Origin of the sequence: Romboutsia sp. MSSM.1001216sp_RTP31141st1_G3_RTP31141_220114, from assembly GCF_039031195.1 — a bacterium.
Lineage (GTDB): Bacteria > Bacillota > Clostridia > Peptostreptococcales > Peptostreptococcaceae > Romboutsia_C > Romboutsia_C hominis.
This window is the reverse complement of the sequence record NZ_JBCIUO010000002.1, coordinates 107,236-128,591: the sequence shown is the minus strand read 5'-3', so window position 1 is coordinate 128,591 and position 21,356 is coordinate 107,236. Positions and strand designations below refer to the sequence as shown.

The 21,356-nt window shown below is 28.3% G+C and carries 22 protein-coding genes and 1 other annotated feature; of the genes, 21 read left to right on the top strand and 1 reads right to left on the bottom strand.

What is annotated here, in order from left to right; genetic code table 11:
* Position 1: 1 nt before the first annotated feature.
* The 14 genes from ABCP60_RS06125 (at position 2) to ABCP60_RS06060 (ending at position 12,385) form a co-directional block, all read left to right on the top strand.
* Positions 2–1,030 (top strand): ABC transporter substrate-binding protein, encoded by a 1,029-nt coding sequence (locus ABCP60_RS06125; protein WP_166505887.1) that lies wholly within the window; start codon positions 2–4, stop codon positions 1,028–1,030.
* The gene (locus tag ABCP60_RS06120; protein WP_092924262.1) at positions 1,030–2,112 is read left to right on the top strand and encodes an iron ABC transporter permease; all 1,083 of its coding nucleotides are present in this window, start codon (positions 1,030–1,032) and stop codon (positions 2,110–2,112) included. The genes ABCP60_RS06125 and ABCP60_RS06120 overlap by 1 nt, the downstream gene beginning before the upstream one ends.
* Positions 2,113–2,114: 2 nt before the next feature.
* Positions 2,115–2,984, top strand: coding sequence for an ABC transporter ATP-binding protein (locus tag ABCP60_RS06115; protein WP_343101470.1), 870 nt, complete (start codon positions 2,115–2,117; stop codon positions 2,982–2,984).
* A gap of 214 nt (positions 2,985–3,198) precedes the next feature.
* The gene (locus tag ABCP60_RS06110; protein ID WP_092924268.1) at positions 3,199–3,378 is read left to right on the top strand and encodes a hypothetical protein; all 180 of its coding nucleotides are present in this window, start codon (positions 3,199–3,201) and stop codon (positions 3,376–3,378) included.
* A 377-nt stretch (positions 3,379–3,755) separates the two neighbouring features.
* Positions 3,756–3,980, top strand: a binding site (T-box leader).
* 57 nt (positions 3,981–4,037) lie between these two features.
* Positions 4,038–4,736, top strand: coding sequence for a 5'-methylthioadenosine/adenosylhomocysteine nucleosidase (locus ABCP60_RS06105; RefSeq protein ID WP_343101469.1), 699 nt, complete (start codon positions 4,038–4,040; stop codon positions 4,734–4,736).
* Positions 4,737–4,751: 15 nt separating this feature from the next.
* Positions 4,752–5,762 (top strand): tryptophan--tRNA ligase, encoded by a 1,011-nt coding sequence (gene trpS, locus ABCP60_RS06100; protein ID WP_166505885.1) that lies wholly within the window; start codon positions 4,752–4,754, stop codon positions 5,760–5,762.
* A gap of 122 nt (positions 5,763–5,884) precedes the next feature.
* On the top strand, positions 5,885–6,268 hold the full coding sequence (locus ABCP60_RS06095) for a DUF5665 domain-containing protein (protein ID WP_166505884.1): 384 nt from the start codon (positions 5,885–5,887) through the stop codon (positions 6,266–6,268).
* Positions 6,269–6,271: 3 nt separating this feature from the next.
* The gene (locus ABCP60_RS06090) at positions 6,272–6,772 is read left to right on the top strand and encodes a TraR/DksA C4-type zinc finger protein (protein ID WP_166505883.1); all 501 of its coding nucleotides are present in this window, start codon (positions 6,272–6,274) and stop codon (positions 6,770–6,772) included.
* Between the two features lie 6 nt (positions 6,773–6,778).
* On the top strand, positions 6,779–7,549 hold the full coding sequence (locus tag ABCP60_RS06085) for a polysaccharide deacetylase family protein (protein ID WP_195581370.1): 771 nt from the start codon (positions 6,779–6,781) through the stop codon (positions 7,547–7,549).
* A 65-nt stretch (positions 7,550–7,614) separates the two neighbouring features.
* The gene (gene lspA / locus ABCP60_RS06080) at positions 7,615–8,070 is read left to right on the top strand and encodes a signal peptidase II (protein WP_195581369.1); all 456 of its coding nucleotides are present in this window, start codon (positions 7,615–7,617) and stop codon (positions 8,068–8,070) included.
* On the top strand, positions 8,070–8,981 hold the full coding sequence (locus ABCP60_RS06075) for an RluA family pseudouridine synthase (protein ID WP_195581368.1): 912 nt from the start codon (positions 8,070–8,072) through the stop codon (positions 8,979–8,981). Before lspA ends, ABCP60_RS06075 begins: the two co-directional genes overlap by 1 nt.
* A gap of 228 nt (positions 8,982–9,209) precedes the next feature.
* Positions 9,210–9,743 carry a bifunctional pyr operon transcriptional regulator/uracil phosphoribosyltransferase PyrR gene (pyrR, locus tag ABCP60_RS06070; RefSeq protein ID WP_092924293.1) on the top strand — a complete coding sequence of 178 codons (534 nt, stop codon included), beginning with the start codon at positions 9,210–9,212 and terminating at the stop codon, positions 9,741–9,743.
* Between the two features lie 104 nt (positions 9,744–9,847).
* Complete coding sequence (locus tag ABCP60_RS06065) at positions 9,848–11,092, top strand: uracil-xanthine permease family protein (protein WP_195581367.1); 1,245 nt, start codon at positions 9,848–9,850, stop codon at positions 11,090–11,092.
* Between the two features lie 273 nt (positions 11,093–11,365).
* Positions 11,366–12,385 (top strand): BMP family ABC transporter substrate-binding protein, encoded by a 1,020-nt coding sequence (locus tag ABCP60_RS06060; RefSeq protein WP_166505879.1) that lies wholly within the window; start codon positions 11,366–11,368, stop codon positions 12,383–12,385.
* A gap of 79 nt (positions 12,386–12,464) precedes the next feature.
* Here ABCP60_RS06060 and ABCP60_RS06055 read toward each other — a convergent pair whose 3' ends face one another.
* Positions 12,465–14,237 carry an NFACT RNA binding domain-containing protein gene (locus ABCP60_RS06055; RefSeq protein WP_195237237.1) on the bottom strand — a complete coding sequence of 591 codons (1,773 nt, stop codon included), beginning with the start codon at positions 14,235–14,237 and terminating at the stop codon, positions 12,465–12,467.
* 203 nt (positions 14,238–14,440) lie between these two features.
* Here ABCP60_RS06055 and dapF point away from each other — a divergent pair, with 203 nt between their 5' ends.
* The 7 genes from dapF (at position 14,441) to def (ending at position 21,351) form a co-directional block, all read left to right on the top strand.
* Entirely contained in the window at positions 14,441–15,268 is an 828-nt protein-coding gene (dapF, locus tag ABCP60_RS06050) for a diaminopimelate epimerase (RefSeq protein WP_166505877.1), read from the top strand.
* Position 15,269: 1 nt separating this feature from the next.
* Positions 15,270–16,151 carry a YicC/YloC family endoribonuclease gene (locus ABCP60_RS06045; RefSeq protein WP_092924306.1) on the top strand — a complete coding sequence of 294 codons (882 nt, stop codon included), beginning with the start codon at positions 15,270–15,272 and terminating at the stop codon, positions 16,149–16,151.
* 53 nt (positions 16,152–16,204) lie between these two features.
* Positions 16,205–16,822 carry a guanylate kinase gene (gmk, locus tag ABCP60_RS06040; protein ID WP_343101468.1) on the top strand — a complete coding sequence of 206 codons (618 nt, stop codon included), beginning with the start codon at positions 16,205–16,207 and terminating at the stop codon, positions 16,820–16,822.
* Between the two features lies 1 nt (position 16,823).
* Complete coding sequence (gene rpoZ, locus ABCP60_RS06035) at positions 16,824–17,087, top strand: DNA-directed RNA polymerase subunit omega (protein WP_166505876.1); 264 nt, start codon at positions 16,824–16,826, stop codon at positions 17,085–17,087.
* Between the two features lie 5 nt (positions 17,088–17,092).
* On the top strand, positions 17,093–18,292 hold the full coding sequence (gene coaBC, locus ABCP60_RS06030) for a bifunctional phosphopantothenoylcysteine decarboxylase/phosphopantothenate--cysteine ligase CoaBC (protein ID WP_166505875.1): 1,200 nt from the start codon (positions 17,093–17,095) through the stop codon (positions 18,290–18,292).
* A 109-nt stretch (positions 18,293–18,401) separates the two neighbouring features.
* Positions 18,402–20,891, top strand: coding sequence for a primosomal protein N' (priA, locus tag ABCP60_RS06025; protein WP_343101467.1), 2,490 nt, complete (start codon positions 18,402–18,404; stop codon positions 20,889–20,891).
* Positions 20,892–20,910: 19 nt separating this feature from the next.
* A complete protein-coding gene (def, locus tag ABCP60_RS06020) occupies positions 20,911–21,351 on the top strand; it encodes a peptide deformylase (RefSeq protein WP_092924321.1) in 441 nt (146 codons plus the stop codon).
* Positions 21,352–21,356 lie beyond the last annotated feature (5 nt).

The following is a 21,356-nucleotide window of genomic DNA, read 5'->3' as shown; positions in this document are numbered from 1 at the left end:
AATGATAAAAAGCAAAAGTTTAAAAAGATTTTTAGCAGTATTAATGGTAGCAGGAATAAGTTTAAGTGTAGTAGGATGTTCGTCAGATAAAAAAGAAACTAGTCAAACGCCAGAAACACAAGTAGCAGAAAGTAATTTCACACCAGTAGAATTTACATACTCAGATGGAGCGAAAGATTATAATGTCAAAGTAGAAAAACCAAGGCAAAAGGCAGTTACATTATCTCAATTTATGACAGAGATGTTACTTGCACTAGATTTAGGAGATAAAATGGTAGGAACAGCACTTTTAGATAACCCAATACTTCCAGAGTTTGAAGAAGCTTATAATAAAATACCAGAACTTAAAGTTGGAGAAGGACACTCTATATCTAAAGAAGGGTTTATAGCAACAGGTGCAGACTTTGTTAGTGGATGGGATTCATCTATAAATGAACAAACAACAGGATCACCAGATGAGTTAATAAAAAAAGATATAACTCCATTTATGGCAAAATCATATAATCCAGATGCAACAGTAGAAACTGTATATGAAGACTTTGAATTATTAGGAAAAATATTTGGAGTAGAAAATAAAGCAAATGAAGTAGTAAATAAAATGAAAAGTGATATAAAAGCTGTAACTGATAAAGTTGGAGATATAAAAGAAGAAGATAAAGTAAAAATGATGGTATATGATTCTGGTGAAAAGGATGCTATGGTAGTAGGAAGTGGTCTTGCAAATAACTTAATAGAATTAGCTGGTGGAAATAACATATTTGGAAAAGATGCAGATAAACCATACATAAATGTTTCTTGGGAAAGTATAGTGGCTAAAAACCCAGAAGTTATATTAGTAACTGATTTCTTAGCTGGTCAACCAGTTAAGGAAAAAATAGATTTCTTAAAGAATCATCCAGCACTTAAAGATGTACCTGCAATAAAGAATGATAAAATATATGTAGTAGGATTAGCTGACTTATCTCCAGGTGTTAGAAATCCTAAGCTTATAGAAGAAATGTATGGATATTTCTTTGAAGGAAACAAATAATGCAAGTTAGTATAGAAAACTCAAGAAACCTTTCAAAAAAGAGAGGTTTCTTATTTTGGACTATAGCTTTAATAATATTATTAGCAGGTACAATAGTCGGAGCAATAGCTATAGGAAGTACATATATAGAACCTGGAGAGGTATATAAAATTTTATTAAACAAATTATCAAATGGAATGTTATTTAGTGGAGTTGGAGAAGTCATGACCCATAATATAATATGGGAAATTAGATTTCCACGAGTTTTATTAGGAGCAATATGTGGAGCTGGTCTTGCAATATGTGGAGTATTAATGCAATGTGTAACTAAAAACCCTATAGCAGAACCGTATATATTAGGAATATCATCTGGTGCATCATGTGGAGCTGTTGCTGTTATTGTTTTAGGAGGGGTGTCATCTATTGGAATAAATAGTATAACATCTGGTGCATTTGTAGGTTCTATTATTTCAGGAGTGTTAGTGTTTGCAATAGGCACGCAGATGGGAAAAACAACATCAACAACAAGATTAGTACTTACTGGTATGGCAATATCTACAATATTTTCAGCGCTTACTAATTTACTTATATATTCAGCAGATAACTCAAACCAAGCTAAAAATGCACTTTTCTGGACTGTTGGAAGTTTAGGAGGAGCTAAATGGGATGTTTTATTAATTCCATTTGTAGCACTAGTAATAGTAATGATAGTAGCTTTTTTAATGTCTAAGTCTTTGGATATATTATTACTTGGAGATGATAGTGCTATAATACTTGGTATAAATGTAAAACTTGTAAAATCAATAATACTTATATTAGCAACGTTTTTAACATCTACCTTAGTTGCGATAACAGGAGCTATTGGGTTTATAGGACTTGTTGTTCCTCATGTATGTAGAACAATAGCTGGCAGTGATCATAAAAAGTTAATAGTACTTTCTGCATTAGTAGGTTCAATATTTTTAATAGCATCAGATATTGCCGCGAGGGGGCTTTTCCCACCAATAGAAATACCAATAGGTATAATAACTTCGTTAGTCGGAGGACCGTTCTTCTTGTATTTAATATCTAAGAAAAACTATTCATTTGGAGGAAAAGAATAATCATGAAGATACAGGTTAAAAATTTAAGGTTTAGTATAGATAAAAAAGAAATATTAAAAGATGTATCTTTTAATGTTCCTAAAGGTTCCTTTATAGGGGTAATAGGCCCAAATGGTTCTGGAAAATCTACATTACTTAAAAATATATATAGGCTTTATAAGCCATCTAGTGGAGAGATACTATTAGATAATAAAGATTTATCTACTATGAAAGATAAAGAGTGTGCAAAAGAGATTGCAGTTCTTGCTCAAGAAAGTAGTTCACAGTTTGATTTTACAGTTGAGCAAATAGTGAAAATGGGTCGCTATCCATACAAATCTATATTTGAAGATTATTCGAAAGAAGATTTAAAAATGGTTGAAGATATGTTAAAAAAAGTTGGATTAGATAACTATAGTGAACGAAGTTTTTCTAATTTATCAGGTGGAGAAAAACAAAGGACTTTAATTGCGAGAGCATTAGTTCAAAATACTGATTTTTTAATATTAGATGAGCCTACAAACCACTTGGACATAGGGTATCAAATACAGCTTATGGACTTGGTGAAAAGCCTTAATATAACTACATTATCTGCAATACATGATATGAATATGGCATCTATGTATTGTGATTATTTAATCGTCATGAAAGATGGACAGATAACAAAATATGGGAAAGTGGAAGAAGTTATAACATCACAAATGTTAAAAGAAGTATTTGGTGTCAATGCATATGTAGGTATAAATCCTATAAATAATAAACTACAAGTATCATTTATGCATAGTCATGAACATGTAAACGGAGTAGGCCATGACCATGTTCACGAAGATGGATTTACAGGTAAGCATTCTCATTACCATAATCATTTAACAAATAAAATGGAGTTAGTTTAAGAAGAAGGTAAAAACCTTCTTTTTTTTACATTCAAGGAAAGATACATGAAGTGTTTTGCCGACAAGTCGCTTAGGTAAAGCTAACTTTTTGTTTAAGAATGTATTATATTAATTTAAAATCTGCTCATAACTTATTAATTAAAACTATATTAGGGAGTTTAGAAAAAGGTAAAAATGGGTATAATTATAAATTATATAAATAGGAGTAATGAACATGGGAAGATTATTAGAATTAGATATGGAATCTGATGCATTAGAACTTGCCAGAAATTATTGCAGACAAGAGGGACTTATACTCATAACTGAAGATATAAAAGATGGAAGTTTGATTGTAATGGACAAAAATTTTAATACAGTTAAAATTTTTATAAAAGATGGTGAGTGGAGCTTATAATGTTATAAACATAGTTAAGTATGATTTATATTTATAGAGAAATCTACCTTATTTAGGTAGATTTTTTTATGACAAGGTGAGCGTATATTTATCAGGTTAAAATAATCACAGTATTCAGGTGATGTACTTTGCTGGTAAGGGTGAATTAATTCCTCAGATTATAATTTGTGTAATAGAATTGCTTAGGTGCTTTGTTATGGCAGATGTGTTAAAAAACTATAAAAATTAAAGATGAAAATGACTTGACAGTATAGAGATAATTCAAACTTATTATAATAAATTGAATAGAATAAATATATATACTAGATAATAATATTAATATATTATACAGTTGACAAAATAAGTTTTAATGAATATCATAGTTTATATATAAATATTTAAATCCATTGATAAGGATTAGTAATCAAAATATCTTTATAACAGAGAGTTAAGGATGCTGAGAGCTTAGCATAAAGTATTTGATGAATGGACCTTTGAGGAGTAAGGTGAAATACAGTAGTAAACTAGCCGATATCGTGACTGCACGTTATAGCAGGTATAAGTGATATGCACTAGGTGCATATAATTTAGGTGGTACCGCGGAAAATATATCCGTCCTATTTATTTAGGACGGATTTTTTATTGCAAATTTATAGAAAAACAACTTAGGAGGAAATGTAATGAACAGAATAGGTATAATAGGTGCAATGGATGAAGAAGTAGATATATTAGTAGAATTAATGGATGTAAAAGAAAAAGTTGAAAAAGCCAGCTTAGTATTCTACAAAGGAAACTTAGAAAATAAAGATGTAGTAGTAGTAAGATGTGGAATAGGTAAAGTAAATGCTGCTTTATGTGCACAAATATTAATAAGTGAATTTGGTGTAGATGCAATAGTAAATACAGGTGTTGCAGGAGCATTAAATGCAGATTTAGATGTATATGATATAGTTATATCAACTGATGCTATACAATATGATTTTGATACAACAGTATTTGGAGACAAAAAAGGTGTAATACCAAGAATGGAAAATTCAACATTTGTTGCAGATGAGAGACTTGTAAATGCGGCGTTTGAATTATCAAAAGAAGAAACTAAAACTCATAAAGTAGTTAAAGGAAGAGTAGTAACAGGAGATAGATTCATAAGCTCTAGAGAATTAAAAGAAGAATTAGTAAAAGAGTTTGAAGCATTCTGTGGAGAAATGGAAGGGGCAGCTATAGCTCATGTTTGTGAGCTAAATAAAGTTCCATTTGTAATAATAAGAGCAATGTCTGATAGAGCTGACGGAAGTGCAGATGTTGTATATGACGAATTTGTTAAGGATGCAGCTCATAACTCTAAAGATATAGTACTTAATATGTTAAGATCAATATAATGAGGGGTGTTATTAATGAGCGAAAAGAAAATAATATTTAGTGGTGCTCAGCCATCTGGGAAAATGACTTTAGGAAATTATCTAGGAGCTATACAAAACTGGACAAAACTTCAAGATGAGTATGATTGTTTTTATAGTGTAGTTGATTTACATGCTATAACAGTTCCACAAGAGGCTAAAAATTTAAGAGCTAATACTATGGAATTACTTGCACAGTACTTAGCTTGTGGATTAGATCCAGAGAAAAATACGATATTCATACAATCTCATGTAAGTGCACATACTGAACTTATGTGGATATTAAATACGATGACTTATATGGGAGAGTTAAGTAGAATGACTCAATTTAAAGATAAGTCACAAAAAAGTGAAGCTAACTTAAATGCAGGATTATTTACTTATCCAGTATTAATGGCAGCAGATATACTTTTATATCAAACAGATTTAGTTCCAGTTGGAGAAGATCAAAAGCAACACTTAGAACTAGCTAGAGATTTAGCAACTAGATTTAACAATAGATATTCACCAACATTTAAAGTACCTGATCCATATATACCAAAAGAAGTTGGTAGAGTAATGAGCTTACAAGAACCAACTAAAAAAATGAGTAAGTCTGATGAAAATGAAAATGCATTTATACTATTAGCTGATGATGCAGATACAATAAGAAGAAAGATAAAAAGAAGTGTTACAGATTCAGTAGGGATTATAAAATATACTGATGAACAACCAGGAATAAAAAATTTACTTGAAATATATTCAAAATTAGACAATAAATCAATAGAAGAACTAGTAAGTATGTATGAAGGTAAAGGTTATGGTGATTTTAAAGGTGATGTAGCTGAAGTTATAGTTGAATCTTTAAGACCTATAAGAGAAAGATATCTTGATTTATTAAAGAACAAAGATTATTTAGAAAATGTTTATGCAATGGGTGCTGATAAAGCTGAAAGACATGCTAGAAAAACATTAAGAAAGGTATACAAAAAAGTAGGATTAATAGAAAGAAAATTCTTACCTAGATAATAATTTAAATTAAAGGATTATGTGTGAATTTAAATATATAAATTTATGCATAATCCTTTTCGTATTTTTAATCAAAAAAATCACATAATAAGTTTATATAAAAGTCATTCATAAAGGATGTGATGCACATTAAGTACAAAGAAGATAATGACCTTGATAAACAAAATCCTATAAATATGAAAGACCTTGATAAAGCTATGAATGAACTTAATATATGTGAAAAAACTACAGAAAATCTAGGGACTATAAGGAGATACCTAGAAAGATTAACTCTTATAATAGAAAGAAGTAGAATAAGAGAATATATGATGCTAACAGATAGTAAAAGAAGATTGTTCACAATAAATTTTATAGCAGGTTTAGGAAAAGGATTTGGTCAAGCAATAGGTCTATCAATACTTGCTGCATTTGTTTTTTACCTATTAAGTAAATCAGTGGATTTACCTGTAATAGGGGAGTATATAGCAAGATTAATGGATATAGTAGATGAATATAGAAGGAGGTAGTATATGAATACCCAAAAGTACAAAGAAGAACTACTAAAAGAAAAGGAGAAGTTATCGAGCCTAATAAATGAAATGCAAGATAATACAGTATTTGGAGATACAAGTGAACACACTAGTGAAAAGTATACATCAGGAGAATTATCTAGTTATGATAATCATTTAGCGGATATAGGGACAGAAGTATATATGCAAGATATGCAAAATAGTTTAACGATTCATGAAAAAGGTAGATTATTTAATGTAGAAAATGCTTTAAATAAAATAGAGAATGGAACTTATGGAATATGTGATATATGCAAAAATAATATTGAGGCTGATAGATTAGATATACTACCAGAAACAAATTTATGTAGCAACTGTGCAAAACATCAACCAGATATGCATCTAACTAGTAGAGAAGAAGGTCAAAATTTAATAAATGAAGGTCCTACATTTTATGATGAAGTATTATTAAAATTATATGAAATGAACAAAATGCCAAAGGAAGAGTCTGATAAAGACTAATATATGATGAAAAAAATACTATATGTTATTTGTATATCTGCAATTTTTATATTTGGTATGTTTAAGCTAGAAAATATAAATACAATAGAAGCTAATAATTTAGTTAGTGATAATTTTAAAGAATATGAAGATATAATAATAAAAAAAGGAAGAGATGATAAAAAAGTAGTGGCTTTAACCTTTGATGATGGGCCAGATGAAGATTTCACTCCTCAAATACTAGATATACTTAAAAAACACAATGTAAAAGGAACTTTCTTCGTAATAGGAGAAAAGGTAGGGTATAATGGTGATATAGTGAAAAGAGCATTTAAAGAAGGGCATGAAATTGCTAACCATACATTTACTCATATAAACGTATCTAAAAAATCTTATGATGAAATAAATAAAGAGATTATAGATACTCAAAATATAATAAAAGAAGCTATAGGTGAGTATCCAACATCATTTAGACCTCCATACAGGGCCGTATCTAAAAATATGTGTGATATAATAAAAAACAATGATATGGATATAATACTATGGTCAAATATAGATCCTAGAGATTGGTCTAACCCAGGAGTAGATTATATAGTTAACACAATTACATCAAAGGTTGAAAATGGAAATATAATACTTTTACATGATTATAATAAAGTGAGAAATAAAACCTCACAAACTATACAGGCATTAGATATGTTTATTCCTAAATTAAAAGAAAAAGGATTTGAGTTTGTTACTATACATGAGCTCAAAGATAGTCTAGATAAAGATCGTGCAACGCAAAAACAACAATAGGCTTCCAATAAGGGAGTCTTTTTTTGTATAATATAATATATATATAATTTTGGGAGGAAAAAATATTGACGTATATATTAATGATAGCTGTATTGATAGGAATAGATCAACTTTCTAAATTATGGGTATTAGGACACCTAAAAGGAATAGGTAGTATACCAATAATAGAAAATGTGTTTCATCTAACTTATGTAGAAAATAGAGGGGCAGCATTTGGAATGTTGCAAAATAATCAAATCATATTTATAATAGTTGCATTAGCAGCATCTATATTTGGATTATACTATTTAAATACTAATAAGAAATTAAATTTATTAGGGAAAGCAAGTATAATACTTATTATATCTGGAGCTATAGGCAATTTAATAGATAGAATAAGACTTGGATTTGTAGTAGATTATTTTGATTTTAGATTTATATGGGAATACGTATTTAATATTGCAGATGTGTTTGTAGTAGTAGGAACTATAATGCTATGCATATATATTTTATTTTTTGAGGAAGAAAAGCAGGTGAAGTAATGGACGAAATAAAAGAATTTTTAGTTCTTGATGAAGAAGAGGGAGATAGATTAGATGTATACCTATCTTCTCAATTAGGAGATATGTCAAGAAGTTACATCCAAAAAATAATAAAAGACAAAAAAGTTAGCGTAAATGGTAAGATTGAAAAAGCTAAATACTTAGTTAAAGAAGAGGATAAAATAGTTATAGAAATACCAGCACCAAAGTTATTAGAGGTATTACCACAAGATATACCTATTGATATAGTTTATGAAGATAGCGATGTAATGATAGTTAACAAACCTCAAAATATGGTAGTTCACCCAGCTCCAGGAAATTATGAAGGAACTTTAGTTAATGCAATACTATATCACTGTAAAGACAATTTATCATCTATAAATGGAGTAATAAGACCTGGTATAGTTCATAGAATAGATAAAGATACATCAGGGCTGTTAATGATAGCTAAAAATAATAATGCTCATAATTTTTTAGCAGAACAATTAAAAGACCATTCTATAACTAGAGAATATGAATTTATATGTCATGGAGTAGTAAAAGAAGATAAAATAACTGTAGATAAACCAATAGGAAGAAATCCTAAAGATAGACTTAAAATGGCAGTGGTTAAAGATGGAAAAAGAGCTGTTACTCATTTTGAAGTTGTTGCTAGATATGAAAACTTCACACATATGAGAGCGAGACTTGAAACAGGAAGAACTCATCAAATAAGAGTTCATGCTTTATCTATAAATCATCCACTTTTAGGAGACACTGTGTATGGTCCTAAAAATAATAAATTCAAAGTAGAAGGTCAAACATTACATGCAAAAAAGATTGGATTTATACACCCAACTACTAAAGAGTATATCGAATTTGACTCAGAATTACCTAAATATTTTAAGAATATAATTAATAAACTTAAATAGGTCTTGAAAAATATATGATATAGATATATAATATAAAAAATAAAAGAAATACCTTTAAGTGATACAGAGATATCATAAGGCAAAAGCTATATAAACATATAATATATCAAATTATATTAGTTGGTTTAATTTATTAACCGTACTTATATTTAATTAGAATATATAAGCTTCTTGTCTTGTGATAAGAAGCTTTTTTAAACAAAAAATCTTATATAATAGGAGGTCACCATGATAGAAAAGGCCCAATTAATGGATGAAAAAGCAATTGGTAGAGCTATAACAAGAATAAGCCATGAAATAATAGAAAGAAACAAAGGTATTGAAGATGTAGTTTTAGTAGGTATAAAAACTAGAGGAGTACCTATAGCTCATAGAATATCTAAAAAAATTGAACAGATAGAAGGAAAAAAAGTTAACACAGGAGAAATCGATATAACTTTATATAGAGATGATTTAAAAGAAGTAGATGTAGATCCTGTAATCAATGGTTCTAACATAGATTTTGATATAAATGATAAGAAAGTTATACTAGTTGACGATGTATTATATACTGGAAGAACTGTAAGAGGTGCGCTAGATGCACTAATGGATATTGGAAGACCAAAATCTATACAACTAGCAGTATTAGTTGATAGAGGACATAGAGAGTTACCTGTAAGAGCAGATTATGTAGGTAAAAATGTGCCAACATCAAATAAAGAAATAATATGCGTTAAGTTAGCAGAAACAGACAAAGAAGATTGTGTAACAATAAACGAATAATTAAATACACTATAATCAATATACAATAGTGCCTTTTAAATCAGTACAGAGAGACTGAAAAAGGGAGAAGTATTTCTCCCTAAAAAATTTATGGGAGGTTTTTTATGAAAAAAACAGTAATGTCATTACAACATCTATTAGCAATGTTTGGAGCAACAGTGTTAGTTCCTATATTGACAGGATTTAATCCTGCAGTAGCAATATTTTGTGCAGGTGTAGGAACTTTAATATTCCATGCTTGTACAGGTGGAAAAGTACCAGTATTTTTAGGTTCAAGCTTTGCGTTTATACCAGTAATATTAGCAGCTAAAGAAGTTTATGGCGGAGACTTAGCTTATGCTCAAGGTGGTATAATGGTAGCGGGACTTATATATGTAATAATGTCTTTTGCAGTTAAAGCGGTAGGAATAGATAAGATAAAAAAATATTTTCCACCACAAGTAACAGGAGCTATGATAGGTGTAATAGGTCTTAACTTATTACCAACAGCATTTAATATGGCCTCATCAAACTTTTTAATAGCAATAATAACTTTAGGAATAGCATTTTGTATAAATAAGTTTGCAAAAGGATTTATAAAGCAATTAGGAATATTAATAGCAGTTATTTCAGGATATGTGATATGTTTAGCGATGGGATTAGTAGATGTATCTACAATCACACAAGCAAGTTTAGTTGAGATACCAAAGTTTACATTACCAAAGTTTAGCTTAGAAGCTATAGTAATAATAGCTCCAGTAGTTCTAGCAGTATTTATGGAACATATAGGAGATATGACTACAAATGGAGCAGTGGTTGGTAAGAATTTCATAGAAAATCCGGGATTAAATAAAACCTTGCTAGGAGATGGATTAGCAACTATGGTAGCTGGATTCTTAGGAGGTCCTGCAAATACTACGTATGGAGAAAATACAGCAGTTTTAGCTATAACTAAAAACTATGATCCTTCTTTATTAAGAAGAACAGCAGTATTTGCTATAATACTTTCTTGCATAGGTAAGTTTGGGGGATTCTTACAAAGTATACCTCAAGCAGTAATGGGTGGAATAAGTATATTATTATTCTCTATGATAACTTTTGTAGGGTTTAAAACTATAAAAGATGGAGAATGTACTCAAAATAAAAATAATATAATAATAATAGCTACGATAATGATAATAGGACTTGGAACAACTTATTTAGGAAATAAGGGTATAGTAATAGGTATACCTATTACTGAAGCTGTATCTATAACAGGGCTTAGTTTATCGGCTATAGTTGGAGTTATATTAAATAGGATATTAAATAATAGTGAATTTAAAGCAAAAGAAGATACTAAAAATGTATCTCCACAAGCTACAATAGTATAATATATAAATAAAAAGCTATAAAGTTTGAATAATCTCAAACTTTATAGCTTTTATTTTTTATAATAAATTTAAAATTTTTTATACTTAATAATAAATACTAAAAAATGAATGATATACAAATAATGATCGTATATATACGAAAAAAATTATAAAAAATAGAAAATAAAAGCAAAAGTATAGACAAATTATAATATGTATTGTAAAATAAAAACCTATTGTCGAACGAAAAATAAAAATTTAAGATTAAAGTTCAATAGCATTTAGGAGGAGTTTATGAAGTTTAAAAAGCTAATATCAATAGCAGCATCAGTAGTATTGTCAGCAACATTGCTAACTGGATGTTCATCAAAAAATGAAAAGGCAAATTCAAATCTTTCAGTAGGGATAGTGTTAGGGGAAGGAAGTATAACTGATCAATCATTTAACCAAGCTACGTGGGAAGGATTACAAAAAGCTAAAGAAGATTTTAATATAGATATAAAATACTTAGAATCACCACAAGAATCTGATTATATACAAAATATAGAGACATTAGTAGACCAAGAAACTGATTTAATAATAGGTGTTGGATACCAATTAAAAGATGCTATAAAAGAATCAGCAGAAAGTTATCCAGACCAAAAATTTGCATTAATGGATGAAACATATGACAAAATTCCAGAAAATGTTGTGCCTGTAATATTTAAAGAAGAAGAAGCAGCATACTTAACAGGAATAATAGCTGCTAAGATGACTAAGACTAATAATGTAGGATTTATAGGAGGAATGCCAACTCCAGCTATAAGTAAATATCAATATGGATACAAGTATGGAGTAGAGACTACTAACAAAGATGTAAAAGTAGCACAGCAATATGCAAACTCATTTAGTGATCAAGCAAAAGGTAAATCAATAGCTAAGCAAATGTATGCTTCAAATGTAGATACAATATTATCAGCAGCAGGGGATACAGGAACAGGTGCTATAGAAGCAGCTAGAGAAAATAATAAATATGCTATAGGTGTTGATAGAGATCAAAGTTATTTAGCTCCAGATAATGTAATAACATCTGCATTAAAGAAATTAAACGTAGCATCTTATGATTTAGCTAAATCATTAGTTGAAGGGAACTACAAAGGTGGAGAAGCTCAAGTTTATGGATTAAAAGAAGGTGCAGTAGGTATACCAGAAAATACTAACAAGCTTGTACCTCAAGAAATAATAGATTATGTAAATAAACAAGCTAAAAAAGTTATAGATGGAGAAATAAACGTTCCAAGAACAGAAAAAGAATATAATGATATGATGAAATAGATAAAAAAGCCTTATGGAAATCCATAAGGCTTTTAATATTATTAATAAAAAGTTTAGATTTAAATGTTTAAAGTTTGTTTTAATTTTCTTTTATTCTAAGCTTTGCAACAAGTTCATCTGTAGGAGTTACATACATTGTGTTGTTAGTTTCATATATTACCATACCAGGTTTTGCTCCATTAGGCTTTTTGACATTTTTCTTTTTTGTATAATCAACAGGAACTTGTGCAGACATTTTTGATTTACTAAAGTATGCAGCAAGCATAGCACCTTCATATAAAGTTGTTTCAGGTATATCTTTAGAATCAGATTTTATAATAACATGAGAACCTGGTATATTTTTAGTATGCATCCATATATCATCATTACTTGCAATCTTTAAAGTAAGATGATCGTTTTGTTTATTATTTTTACCTACCAATATTTTAAATCCATCACTACTTAAAAATTCATGAGGTTTAGTTGTAAGCTTAGTTTCTTTTTTATTTTTACTAGATGATTTTAAATAACCAACTCTACCTAGCTCTTCTCTTATATCAAGTAGCTCTGCTAGGTTTTCACAATTTTCTATACTAAGCATTATATTCTCTAAATATTCTATTTCATCTTTGGTTATATCTATTTGATGAGTTATTTCTATTTTAGCAGTTTTCATCTTAGTATATTTTTTAAAGTACTTCTGAGCATTCTCAGAAGGAGTTAGATTTTTATTAAGTTTTATTTTTATAGTTTTATATTCTGGGTCGTAGAAGTTTTGAACCTCAACACTTTCCATACCTTTTTCTATCATGTAGATATATGAAGTTATAAGTTCTCCATAAATCTTGTATATATCAGCATTCTCAGATGCTATAAGTTCTTCATTTTGTTTTTTTAGTTTATTGTAAAGTCTATCTAACTTTATAGAAATACTTTTTCTTAAATCAGAAGATCTTTGATGAATTCTGTCTTTTATATCCTTAGTTTTATAGTAATATTCAATTATATAAGACATACTATCATTTTTAACAAAAGATAAATCTTTAAACATTGTTAAATCTACGCAACTAAAATCTATGATTTTATCAACACTTTCATCTACTACAACACATGGAGAATAGATATTATTTTTCATATCTTTAAATAAACCTTTAAACTCTTTATATAAAGATCTTAAATCATCAAAAGAATACTCAGATGTACTTAAATTTTCATTTATGTTTGCTCTATGACAAATTTCCTTGGAAATAACAGGGCTTATTCCTAAAAATCTAGAGTAAATAGACTTGTATAAGTTACCATCAAAAGATTCTAATTCTTTCATAAATTCATCTTCAGATATATCATCTAAAGGATTTAATTTATCTTGAGCAGGAGGTAGATTGTAAGTCATACCTGGGAGTATCTGTCTAACCCTACTTATGCTAGGAGGTATTCTCTTTGCTGAGTCTATTATTTTATTATCATTTGAATGAGTAAGTATTATATTACTGTGTCTACCCATTATTTCTATATATATATCCTTTGTAGTTTTTTCCTTCAACTCATCAAGAGACTCTACACTTATTTTTACTATTCTTTCAAAACCTACCTGAGATATATTTACTATATTACCTCCTTGTATATGTTTTCTAAAAAGCATACAAAACATAGGGGCATTTATAGGATTTTCTTTTTTATAATCCTTAGCTAAATATACCCTTGGATTTGAGGCACTAGCACTTAATACTAATTTAAAGTTCTCTTTATTGTTTCTTATATGTAAAACAACTTCATCGTTTTCAGGTTGGTATACTTTATCTATCTTACCTCCTAAAATCTTTGATTGTAGCTCGTTTACTATAGAATGTATAACTAAACCGTCTAAAGCCATAATAATCGCTCCTTTCTTAGATGAACAATATATAATAATTATTACATAATATAAGTATATTGTGAATATTTATCAAAATTAATTAAAGAAAGTATATAATTAATTATAAGGGGATAAAAACAAATTTTATATCTATATAATTTCCCTTTCTTATTAATATATTGTATAATATTAAGTTAGGGATTAAATTAGAGGGGGATAGTATGGAATTTTGGAAATTACATGGGATAGGGAATGATTTTATAGTTATAGACCAAAGGTTTAATCAATATGATGAATACGAAAAAATAGCAAAAAAAGTATGTAATAGAAAATTTTCAGTAGGTGCTGATGGGCTTTTAATTGTTAAGAAATCTAACATAGCAGATGTTAAAATGTTATATTATAATTCTGATGGGTCGATAGCATCTATGTGTGGAAATGGACTTAGATGTTTTGCTAAATATGTTTATGACAATGAGATAGTATTAAAAGAAAATTTTAAAATAGAAACTCTTGATGGGATAAAAGAAGTAAATATAAACAAAGAGGATAATATAACAAGTTTAGTAAAAGTTAATATGGGAAGTGGAAGCTTCTTGTGTAAAAACATATCTATGATTCATACTATGGAAACTTTCTTAGAGCAAAAGATAAAAGTAAAAGATAAAGAATTTATAGTAAGCTCTATGTTAATGGGAGTTCCTCATACTGTTGTTTTTGTAGATGATATAAACTTAAATGATGTACATAAATATGGAAGTGAAATAGAAAAAAATAAAATGTTTTTAAAAGGCACTAATGTAAACTTTGTAAAAATTGAAGATAATAATAATATAAAAGTAGCTACTTGGGAAAGAGGATGTGGTTATACTTTAGGATGTGGTACAGGAATGACAGCATCAGCAGTTATAGGAAATTTTTTAAGAAAATTAGATAAAAATGTATATGTAACATCACAAGGTGGATGTGTAAAAATAGATATAAATGAGGACTGTATATATATGACAGGGCCTGCAGTTAAAATATGTGAAGGTATTTTGGAGGTATAATATGGCAATAAGTATGACTGGCTTTGGTAGAGGAGAATATAAAGATGATAACTATTATTTTTTAATAGAGTGTAAGACTATAAATCATAAATATGCAGATATAAATATAAGATTACCAAGAAAGATATCATTTTTAGAAGAAAAGGCAAGAAACTTAATAAAAAATTATGTAAAAAGAGGTAGAGTTGATTTATACATAAAGCTTGACGTATTAGGTAGTGAAGATGTAAACTTAAAATTCGATGAAGTATTAGCTAGTCAATATGTAGGAATATTAAATCAAATAAAAAATAAGTTTGATTTAATAGATGATATAAGCGTTATGAATATAGCTAAGTTTCCTGACATAATAAAAGCTGAAGAAAAAGAAGAAGATGAAGAATTTTTATGGGAAATGCTTAAAAAATCTTTAGAAGAAGCTTTAAGTAATTTAAAAGAAATGAGAATAGAAGAAGGTAAAAAATTAGCAGAAGATGTTATAATGAGATGTGACCTTCTTAAAAATTATATTGAAGAAATTGAAAAGTATTCATATAATGTTGTTATTGATTATAAAGAAAAATTAAATACTAGAATATCTGAGATACTAGAAAATCCTAGCATAATAGATGAAAATAGATTGGCACAAGAAGTTGCAATATATGCAGATAAAAGCAGTATAACAGAGGAAATAGTAAGATTTAAAAGTCATATAGAGCAATTAAAAAAGACTATAGTAAAAGACGAATCAATAGGAAGAAAGATAGACTTCCTAATACAAGAAATGAACAGAGAAACAAATACAATAGGATCAAAATCATCAGACTTAAATATAACTAATTTAGTAGTAGAAGTTAAATCTGAATTAGAGAAAATAAGAGAGCAAATACAAAATATAGAATAAATAATAATAAAATATATAATAATGAAACTTGTATATCAGAAAGGAAGATAGTAATGCTTAAGAAAAAAGGGCTATTATTAGTTGTATCTGGTCCATCAGGAGCTGGTAAAGGTACAATATGCAAAGAGCTACTAAACAAAAATCACGATATAAAATTATCGGTATCAGCAACAACTAGAAAGCCAAGAAATGGCGAAGTTGATGGAGTTAATTACTTCTTTTTAGAAAAAGAAAAATTCCAAACGATGATAAATAATGGTGAATTTTTAGAGTATGCTCAAATTTATGACAATTTTTATGGTACACCAAAGGCTGCTATAATAGAATCTTTAGAAAATGGACAAGATGTCATATTAGAGATAGAAATGCAAGGAGCTAAGCAAATAAAAGATGTATATCCAGAGGGTGTATTTATATTTGTATTACCGCCATCTCTTGAAGAATTAAAAAATAGAATAGTTGGAAGAGGAACAGAAACAGAAGAAGAAATACACAAAAGATTTAGTTGTGCATTTGAAGAAATAAACAAAATATCTGATTACGACTATTTTGTAGTGAATAAAGATGTAAATACATCAGTAACAGAATTAGAAAGTATAATATTAGCGGAAAAAAATAAAGTTAATAGATATAAAAATAATATAATAGCAAAATTCAAGGAGGAATTATAAAATGTTAAAACCATCAATAAATGAAGTATTAAACAAAATAGACAACAGATATTATTTAGTTGGAACAGTAGCAAAAAGAGCTAGAGAAATAATAGACGGTGCTGAGCCTATAACAACTACAAAAACTAGAGATAACAAACCTGTAACTATAGCGACTCAAGAAGTTGCTGATGGTAAAATAAGCTATAGATTATTAACTCAAGAAGAAATAGATTTAAATGAAGCTGAAAAGCACTTAGAACAAAAAATTACAGAAGAGGAGTAATTCTTATGTTAAAAGGTAAAACTGTTGTACTAGGAGTAAGTGGAGGAATAGCTGTATACAAATCATTAGATGTAGTAAGTAGACTTAGAAAATTAGGTGTAAATGTTCATGTTATAATGACTAAAGCTGCTACTGAATTTGTAACTCCATTATCATTTCAATCATTAAGCCAAAACTATGTAGTTTGTGATATGTTTGAAGAACCAAAAACTTGGGATGTAGAGCATGTATCACTAGCTAAAAAAGCAGATGTATTTTTAATAGCACCTGCAACTGCTAACTTCATAGGTAAAATGGCTAATGGCATAGCTGATGACATGCTTACAACAACAGTTATGGCTACTAAGGCAAAAGTATTAATAGCACCTGCTATGAATACTAATATGTATGAAAATCCTGTACTTCAAAGAAATATAAAAATATTAAAGGAACTAGGTTGTAATTTTGTAGATCCAGAAAGTGGAAGACTTGCTTGTGGAGATACTGGAAAAGGTAAGTTAGCATCACCAGAGGTAATAGTAAATGAAGTAGTTAATTTACTTACACAAAAGCAAGATTTAATTGGTAAAAATATAATAGTTACTGCTGGACCTACAGTAGAAAGCATAGATCCAATGAGATTTATAAGCAATAGATCTACAGGTAAGATGGGATATGCAATTGCAACTCAAGCAGCAAATAGAGGTGCTAATGTAACTTTAATATCAGGACAAACTAATCTAGAAGTTCCTAAAAATATAAAAAAGCTTATAAAAATAGAAAGTGCTGAGGATATGTATAATGCAGTTTTAGAAAACTTAGATGATAATCAAGTTGTAATAAAAAGTGCAGCAGTAGCAGATTATAAGCCTAAAAACTATTCTAATAAGAAAATAAAAAAATCTGATGATGATTTATCTATAGAATTAGAAAGAAATAAAGATATAGCTTATGAAATAGGCAAGATAAAAAAAGATAAAATACTAGTTGGATTTGCAGCAGAAACTAATGACCTTATAGAAAATGCTAAAGGTAAAATAAAGAAAAAGAATCTAGATTTTATTGTAGCTAATGATTTAACTAAAAAAGGCGCTGGATTTGGTGTAGATACTAATATAGTTAAGATTATAGATAAAGATGGAAATATTACAGAATATCCAAAAATGAAAAAAGAAGAAGTGGCAGATGTTATATTAGATAATGTCAATAAGTTACTACAAAGATAAGCATCTATTAATTTAGATGCTTTTATTTTTAGCAAGAGGTATAATTGAGTAAATAGCTATTAAAAAGGACATAATCTAGTTAATACGAGTAGGAGATAGATGTTTTATAATGGAAAAGTATGCGAAATTAGTAGTAAGAAGCAATACTATACATACAGACAATTTATTTACATACAAATTTTCAAATCTTTTAATAGATGATTTAAAAGTAGGTCATAGAGTTTTAGTTCCTTTTGGTAGAGGAAATAAACCTACAGAAGCCTTTGTCTTTGAGATAAATAATAAAGTAGAAGATAACATAAGGTTAAAAGAAATTATAGATGTATTAGATAAAGAGCCTATATTTTCAAAAGAAGATTTAGAATTGGTAAAATGGATGAAAAATAGATATCTGTGCACATATATAGATTGTATAAACTTAATATATCCAAAAGGATATAAGTTAAATAATTATAAAGTTGCAGTTTTAAATAGCGATATAAGAAATTTAGACCAATTAGAAATAAAAGGTGTAATTAGTTCATTAAATGAAGATGAGCAGATAGTAGTAAATTCTATACTAGATAACAAAGGAAAGATAAAAATAGATAAATTAAAGTCTATAAATAATATAAATAATATACTTTACAGACTTAATAAAAAAAATATAATAGATATTTTATGGGAATATAAAGATCATAAAAATGAAAAGAAAATATGCTATGTATCATTAGCTATTGATAGTGATTATATAGATGAATATATAAAAAACAATAAGATAGCCCTAGGAAGTAAGCAAAAAGAAGTTATAAACTTTTTAAAGTACAATGATGATAGTGAAATAAATGATATAATGGAATTGTTAAATGCATCTAAAAAAAGCATAACATCATTATATGATAAGAATTTAATTAATTTAGAAATAAGAGATTATTATAGAAGGCCTAAAGATATATATAGCACGGACTATAAAGATATAAAATTAAATAAAGAGCAATTATATGCTGTTAATAAAATAACATCAGAGATGTTTGAAGAAAATAAAAAACCTTACATGATTCATGGTGTAACAGGTAGTGGTAAGACAGAAGTATATATGGAAGTTATAGATTATGCACTAAATCAAGGTTTAGATAGTATATTTTTAGTACCAGAGATATCTCTAACTCCACAAACTATAGATAGATTAAAAAATAGGTTTGGAGATATAGTAGGAGTATTTCATAGTCAATTATCAGAAGGTCAAAAACATGATGTGTATAAAGCTATAAAAGCAGGCAAAATAAGAATATTAATAGGTGCAAGATCTGCATTATTTGCTCCATTTAAAAACTTAGGTGTAATAATAATAGATGAATTTCATGAGTCTTCATATAAGTCAGAGAAAAACCCTAAATTTAGCACGATAGAAGTTGCTAGGTATATGTCGCACAAGGAAAATATATCGTTGATATTAGGTTCTGCGACTCCATCTGTTGAAGAATACTATAAAGCTTGCAATAAAGAATATGAATTAATAGAAATAAAATCTAGAGCTAATAAAAGACCGCTTCCAAAAATTGAAGTTGTAGATATGAAATTAGAACTAAATAATGGAAATAAGAGTATATTTAGCATAAGACTACAACAAGAAATAGAAACTGCTATTAAAAATAATAATCAGGTAATATTATTTTTAAATAGAAGAGGTTATGCAAGTTTTGTATCATGTAGAAACTGTAGTTATGTATTTCAATGTGAAAATTGTGATATATCATTAACATATCACAAAAGAAATAACATAGGAAGGTGCCATTATTGTGGTTATGAAAAAGAAATACCTCATGAGTGCCCAGAATGTGGAAGCAACTATGTAAAACCTTTTGGAATAGGAACTCAAAAGATAGAGGAAGAGTTAAAAAATATATTCAAATATGCAAAAATTCTTAGAATGGATAAAGATACTACCTCTAAAAAAGGTTCATTAGAAGAAATTATTAATAAATTTAAAAATAAAGAAGCAGATATATTAATAGGAACACAGATGTTGAGTAAGGGATTAGACTTTGACAATGTAACCTTAGTAGGAATATTATCAGCAGATATGATATTGAATTTTCCGGATTTTAAAAGTTTTGAAACTACATTTCAGCTAGTAACTCAAGTTTCAGGACGGGCAGGAAGATCTGATAAGGAAGGTAAGGTTATTCTTCAAACTTATGATACAGATCACTATGCTATAAGAAGAGCCATAAACTATGATTATGAAGGATTTTATGAAGATGAAATAAAAATCAGAAAAGCATTTGGATATGCTCCTTTTAACAATATGGTAAGTGTTGTAATAAGCGGTGAAAATGAATATATAGTAAAGCAAAATGCTAAGAATATGTATGATTCAATTATTTATCTTCTCAAATCTAGGGGTATAAATAACTTTGATTTCATATTAGGTCCAAACCCATGTTCAATATCAAAAATAAATCAAAATTATAGATGGCAGATATTATTTAAGGATGAGGATATTGAAATAAATCTATTAAAAGGTATAATAAAATATATATGTATAACAAAACGAGACGTAGTGTTTAATAAAGAGGTTAATGTATCCATAGATATTAATCCAAACAACATATTATAAAATATAGGAGGAAACAAAAATGGCGTTAAGAGAAATAGTTCAAATAGGAGACCCTATTTTAAGAAAAAAAGCAAAAAAGGTAGAAAAAATAGATGATAGATTAATACAATTATTAGATGATATGGCAGAAACAATGTATCATGCAGATGGTGTAGGTCTTGCTGCACCTCAAGTAGGAGTATTAAAGAGAGTTGCTGTTATAGATATCGGTGATGGTATAATAGAACTTATAAATCCAGAAATAATAGAAACTTCTGGAGAGCAATTAGGAGATGAAGGATGCTTAAGTGTTATAGGTGAATGTGGAGCTGTAAATAGACCATATTATGTAACAGTAAGAGCATTTAATAGACAAGGTCAATATGTTGAAATAAAGGCTGAAGAATTTTTAGCAAGAGCATTTTGCCATGAAATAGACCATTTAGATGGTGTATTATTTGTAGACAAAGTACAAAAGTAGTAGGA

Bases quoted from the DNA above. Each gene is read 5' to 3' on its own strand.
- rpoZ (WP_166505876.1), top strand. From the start codon at position 16,824: ATGTTAAAACCATCAATAAATGAAGTATTAAACAAAATAGACAACAGA.
- gmk (WP_343101468.1), top strand. From the start codon at position 16,205: ATGCTTAAGAAAAAAGGGCTATTATTAGTTGTATCTGGTCCATCAGGA.
- priA (WP_343101467.1), top strand. From the start codon at position 18,402: ATGGAAAAGTATGCGAAATTAGTAGTAAGAAGCAATACTATACATACA.
- ABCP60_RS06085 (WP_195581370.1), top strand. From the start codon at position 6,779: ATGAAAAAAATACTATATGTTATTTGTATATCTGCAATTTTTATATTT.
- ABCP60_RS06065 (WP_195581367.1), top strand. From the start codon at position 9,848: ATGAAAAAAACAGTAATGTCATTACAACATCTATTAGCAATGTTTGGA.
- ABCP60_RS06125 (WP_166505887.1), top strand. From the start codon at position 2: ATGATAAAAAGCAAAAGTTTAAAAAGATTTTTAGCAGTATTAATGGTA.
- trpS (WP_166505885.1), top strand. From the start codon at position 4,752: ATGAGCGAAAAGAAAATAATATTTAGTGGTGCTCAGCCATCTGGGAAA.
- def (WP_092924321.1), top strand. From the start codon at position 20,911: ATGGCGTTAAGAGAAATAGTTCAAATAGGAGACCCTATTTTAAGAAAA.
- pyrR (WP_092924293.1), top strand. From the start codon at position 9,210: ATGATAGAAAAGGCCCAATTAATGGATGAAAAAGCAATTGGTAGAGCT.
- ABCP60_RS06120 (WP_092924262.1), top strand. From the start codon at position 1,030: ATGCAAGTTAGTATAGAAAACTCAAGAAACCTTTCAAAAAAGAGAGGT.
- ABCP60_RS06055 (WP_195237237.1), bottom strand. From the start codon at position 14,237: ATGGCTTTAGACGGTTTAGTTATACATTCTATAGTAAACGAGCTACAA.
- dapF (WP_166505877.1), top strand. From the start codon at position 14,441: ATGGAATTTTGGAAATTACATGGGATAGGGAATGATTTTATAGTTATA.
- ABCP60_RS06090 (WP_166505883.1), top strand. From the start codon at position 6,272: ATGAATACCCAAAAGTACAAAGAAGAACTACTAAAAGAAAAGGAGAAG.
- ABCP60_RS06105 (WP_343101469.1), top strand. From the start codon at position 4,038: ATGAACAGAATAGGTATAATAGGTGCAATGGATGAAGAAGTAGATATA.
- ABCP60_RS06110 (WP_092924268.1), top strand. From the start codon at position 3,199: ATGGGAAGATTATTAGAATTAGATATGGAATCTGATGCATTAGAACTT.
- ABCP60_RS06060 (WP_166505879.1), top strand. From the start codon at position 11,366: ATGAAGTTTAAAAAGCTAATATCAATAGCAGCATCAGTAGTATTGTCA.
- ABCP60_RS06075 (WP_195581368.1), top strand. From the start codon at position 8,070: ATGGACGAAATAAAAGAATTTTTAGTTCTTGATGAAGAAGAGGGAGAT.
- ABCP60_RS06045 (WP_092924306.1), top strand. From the start codon at position 15,270: ATGGCAATAAGTATGACTGGCTTTGGTAGAGGAGAATATAAAGATGAT.
- coaBC (WP_166505875.1), top strand. From the start codon at position 17,093: ATGTTAAAAGGTAAAACTGTTGTACTAGGAGTAAGTGGAGGAATAGCT.
- ABCP60_RS06115 (WP_343101470.1), top strand. From the start codon at position 2,115: ATGAAGATACAGGTTAAAAATTTAAGGTTTAGTATAGATAAAAAAGAA.
- ABCP60_RS06095 (WP_166505884.1), top strand. From the start codon at position 5,885: ATGCACATTAAGTACAAAGAAGATAATGACCTTGATAAACAAAATCCT.